3 protein-coding genes and 1 pseudogene are annotated in these 4,042 nt (G+C 71.7%); 3 read left to right on the plus strand and 1 reads right to left on the minus strand.

Annotated elements, in window-relative coordinates:
• The first annotated feature begins 91 nt into the window (after nucleotides 1-91).
• The 3 genes from ribA (at nucleotide 92) to DBR34_RS04010 (ending at nucleotide 3,395) form a co-directional block, all read left to right on the plus strand.
• The gene (ribA, locus tag DBR34_RS04000; RefSeq protein ID WP_128095801.1) at nucleotides 92-1,228 is read left to right on the plus strand and encodes a GTP cyclohydrolase II RibA; all 1,137 of its coding nucleotides are present in this window, start codon (nucleotides 92-94) and stop codon (nucleotides 1,226-1,228) included.
• Nucleotides 1,229-1,311: 83 nt separating this feature from the next.
• Nucleotides 1,312-1,845 carry a PH domain-containing protein gene (locus tag DBR34_RS04005; RefSeq protein WP_128095802.1) on the plus strand — a complete coding sequence of 178 codons (534 nt, stop codon included), beginning with the start codon at nucleotides 1,312-1,314 and terminating at the stop codon, nucleotides 1,843-1,845.
• A gap of 5 nt (nucleotides 1,846-1,850) precedes the next feature.
• Entirely contained in the window at nucleotides 1,851-3,395 is a 1,545-nt protein-coding gene (locus DBR34_RS04010; protein WP_258223651.1) for a PH domain-containing protein, read from the plus strand.
• Between the two features lie 26 nt (nucleotides 3,396-3,421).
• Here DBR34_RS04010 and DBR34_RS22095 read toward each other — a convergent pair.
• A pseudogene (locus DBR34_RS22095) lies at nucleotides 3,422-4,042 on the minus strand (CDP-glycerol glycerophosphotransferase); the annotation flags it as partial.

The raw sequence follows: 4,042 nt of genomic DNA on the forward strand, positions 1-4,042 counted from the left end.
CCACCGAGGAACATCCGCACTGACTGCGACGCAGCGTCGCGCCCCGGCGCGATTGGAAACGGCGCCTTCCGTCCCCACTGTGGAACCCACGATGTCCCCCACGGCCCCTGCCATGTCTGATGCTGCTTCTTCCCTGTTCGGCGACCCGGCCGCGATCCGCTGCGAACGGGCGGTGGGCGAACTGCGCGCGGGCCGCCCGGTGGTGATCGACGACGGCCACGGCCAGCGCCTGGCCTTCATCGCCCTGGACAGCAGCACCCGCAGCAGCTTCAGCGCGTTCGCCCAGGCCGCCGCCGACCGCCACTACCTGTTCCTCACCGCCACCCGTGCGCGGGTGCTGGGCGTAGCCGCCGAGCATGGGGCGCGCGTGCCGCTGGCCGGCATCGACTTCGATGCCCTGCCCTCGCTGAGCTACCGGCGCGAACCGGAAGTGATGCCACCGGGCTGGTCGGCCGGGCAGGCGCTGGACGATGGCGCGGTGGAAATCGCCCGGCTGGGCCTGCTGCTGCCGGCCATGGTGGGCGTGCTGCTGGAGGACACCGACCACCGCTTCGATGATTGCGCGCAGGTATCGCTGTGCGACCTGCACCAGGGCGCCGAGCAGGCCGCCCACGCCTATGAACTGGTGACGCGTTCGCCGGTGCCGCTGCGCGAGGTGGGCATGACCGAATTTGCGGTGTTCCGCGGCGGCGTGGCCCAGCGCGACCAGGTGGCGATCATCGTCGGCAGCCCGGACCTGTCCGGGGTGGTGCCGGTACGCGTGCATTCGTCCTGCCTCACCGGCGACCTGTTCGGCTCGCTCAAGTGCGACTGCGGCGACCAGCTGCGACGCGGCCTGCGCAAGCTCAAGGAACTGGGCGGCGGCGTGCTGCTGTACCTGGACCAGGAAGGCCGCGGCACCGGCATCGCCGCCAAGATGCGCGCCTACGGCTACCAGCACGACGGCCTGGACACCATCGACGCCGATGCGCAGCTGGGCTTCGGCGCCGACGAACGCCGCTACGGCAGCGCGGTGGCGATGCTGCAGGGGCTGGGCGTGCACCGCGTGCAGCTGCTCAGCAACAACCCCACCAAGGCGCAGCGGCTGCGCAATGCCGGCATCGACGTGGTGGACTGCGTGCCGGTCACCGGCGATATCACCGCCGAGAACGAGCAGTACCTGCGCACCAAGGCCGAACGCGCCGGCCACCTGCTCGACGTCGACGCACTGATCCAAGCCGCGCAATAGCGCGCGGCAACTGCTACCGTCTGCGCGACGGGCGCACCGCCAGCAGCAGCACGCCCGGCATTTCCCTTGCCGAGCGCCCTGCCTTGTCCGACGCCATCGACACCCCCGCCATCCCCTCGCCGCCACCGTTGCCGCCGCTGCCGCCCAGTCCTGACTGGCAGCCGCTGCCACGGCGTGCCGCCGCCATCGCGGCGGTGGGCGCGGCCATCACCGGCACCGTCGTGATCGGTGGCGGGCTCGGCACGGCGTGGGTGCTGCTGGACCTGCCGCTGCGCTGGCTGGGCGTGGCCGGCATGCTGGTGCTGGGCGCGGCAATCGGCGCGGTCATTGGGTACCGCCGCCAGCGCCGTACGTTCTGGCGGCTCGATGCCCAAGGCCTGGGCGTGCGCCGCGACCTGATGTGGGAACAGGAAACCCGCGTGCCGATCTCGCGCGTGCAGCACCTGGACCTGCGCCGCGGTCCGATCGAACGCAGCGCGCGGCTGGCCACGCTGGTGGTGCACACCGCCGGCAGCCGTTTCAGCGCGGTGAGCCTGAGCGGGCTGGACGGCGAGGATGCCGAACGCCTGCGCGACACCCTGGCCCACCAGCTCGACCGCGACGACGACGCCCTGTGAGCAGCCTGCCCCCTGCAGAGGCCGCGTTGAACGATGCGTCGCAGGAGCAGCGCCTGCACCGGTGGTCGTGGCTGTTCGTCCTGCTGATGCAGCTGCGCCAGTTCCTGCTGCCGCTGGTGGCACTGCTGGTGTTCGGCAACCGCGGCGACCGCGATCAGATGTGGTCCTACCTCGCCGCGCTGGTGGTGATCGTGGTGCTGGTGGGCACGTCCGTGCTGCAGTACCTGACCTACCGTTACCGGATCGGCCGCGATGCCATCAGCGTGCGCAGCGGGGTGATCTCGCGCAACCGGCGCGAGATTCCGTTCGCGCGCATCCACAACGTGGCGGTGCACCAGAACCCGCTGCACCGTCTGTTCGGGGTGGCCGAACTGCGCCTGGAATCGGCCGGCGGCGCGCGGCCCGAGGCGGAAATGCGCGTGCTCAAGCTGTCCCAGGCGCTGGCGCTGGAACAGCTGGTGCGGCATCGCGGCCAGGGTGTCACGGCGACGCCGGCGGCCACGAATGCGGATGTGGAAGTGGATGCGGTCACGCCGCCGGTCGACGATGGCGTGCTGCTGCACCTGAGCACGCCGGAGGTGGTGCGCATCGGCCTGCTGTCCAACCGCGGCTGGGTGGTGGTGCTGGCCGCCGTGGGCGCGACGTTCCAGCTGTTTCCCGATGGCACCGTGACCGACGTGATCGAGGAAGGCGGGCGCCAGGCGCTGGGCTACGCCAACGGCCTGCACCCGGCCGACTGGGTGTGGGCGGTGGTGGCGCTGCTGGCCGCGGCTGCGTTCTGGGTGCTGCTGCGCGTGTTTTCAGTGGTGCTGGCGCTGTTGCGTTACCACGGCTTCCAGCTGAGCGAGCACGAGCGCCGGCTCACCGTGGTCAGTGGCCTGCTCACGCGCCTGCGCAGCAGCGTGGCGCGGCGGCGCATCCAGGCCTGGACGCTGCGCGAAAGCCCCTTGCAGCGCTGGGCCGGGCGCCGCCACCTGCGCATCGACATCGCCGCCGGGGTGTCCGAAGAGAACCAGCGCCGCGACCTGCGCGAACTGGCCCCGCTGGCCACCCCCGAGGCGGCCGACGCCCTGGTGCAGCACCTGCTGCCGCAGGTGCAGTGGCCGCCCGCCCGCTGGCAGCCGGTGCAGCAGCGTGGCTGGTGGCGGCTGAGCCTGGGCACGGCGGTGTGGGTACCGCTGGTGGCCGTGGCCGCGGTGTGGAACGAGGTGCCGTGGGCGGCCCTGATCCTGCTGTGGCTGCCGTGGTCGGCGTTCCGCGCGCATCGCCAGATGGCCCGCATGGGCTATCACCTGGACGACCAGTACGTGGCCGTGCGCGGTGGCTGGTGGCAGCGCTGGTGGCGGTTTGCCGAGCTGGACAAGCTGCAGGTGCTGCGCCTGAGCCGTTCCCCGCTGGACCGCCTGCTGGGAACCGCCAGCGTGTGGCTGGATACCGCCGGTGCCAGTGGCGGCGTCGCCTTGTGCCTGCGCTACCTGCCCGACGCCGAGGCGCGCGCGGTGCATGCGCGCTTGAGCGAGGCCTTGGCGCACCGGCGCCTGCGCTGGTAGCCGACGCAGCCGACCAACGGTCGGCTCTACCGCTTGGACGGCCCCCAATACCCCAGGTCACGCCGGATCTGCAGGCCGCGCGTCCACGCGCCGAACGGCTTGCGCTTGAGCGTGCCCAGCTCGCCGGCGAGGAAATCCTCGGTGGCCGCGATCACCCGCTCGCTGGAATACCCGTCGCGGTACGGATGGATGCTGTCGGCGTACTGCTGGATCTGCGCCACCAGCGCCGGCTCGGGCGACAGCGCGCGGTCCAGCATCGCCGGCAGCCGGGTGGCGTCGTCGAAGTCGATCATGTGCGGCTGCGGCACGCGGTTGCGGAAGGTCACCACCGGTTTGTACTGCACCACGAACTCGGACACGATCGAGGAGGTGTCCGACACCAGCACATCGGCGGCACGCTGCGCGGCCATCACCTGCTCGGGCTCGATGAAGGCGGCGTTGTCGCCGGCCAGCGCGCGGTAGCGCGCGAACAGCTCCTCGCTGCACTTGGGGTGCAGGGTCAGCAGCCAGTAACGCTCGCCGCGCGCGATGTCGGCGGCGATGTGGTCGTACAGGTGCGGTGCCGCACTCAGGCGTTCGGTGAAGGTGGACCCGAACAGGATCACCGGGCGGCCAGCGGCCGGCGCCCGCAGCGCCGCGCTGGCGCC

Origin of the sequence: Stenotrophomonas sp. HMWF003 (genome assembly GCF_003061285.1) — a bacterium.
In the GTDB taxonomy this organism is placed as follows: Bacteria; Pseudomonadota; Gammaproteobacteria; order Xanthomonadales; family Xanthomonadaceae; genus Stenotrophomonas; species Stenotrophomonas maltophilia_AP.

Bases quoted from the DNA above. Each gene is read 5' to 3' on its own strand.
- ribA (WP_128095801.1), top strand. From the start codon at position 92: ATGTCCCCCACGGCCCCTGCCATGTCTGATGCTGCTTCTTCCCTGTTC.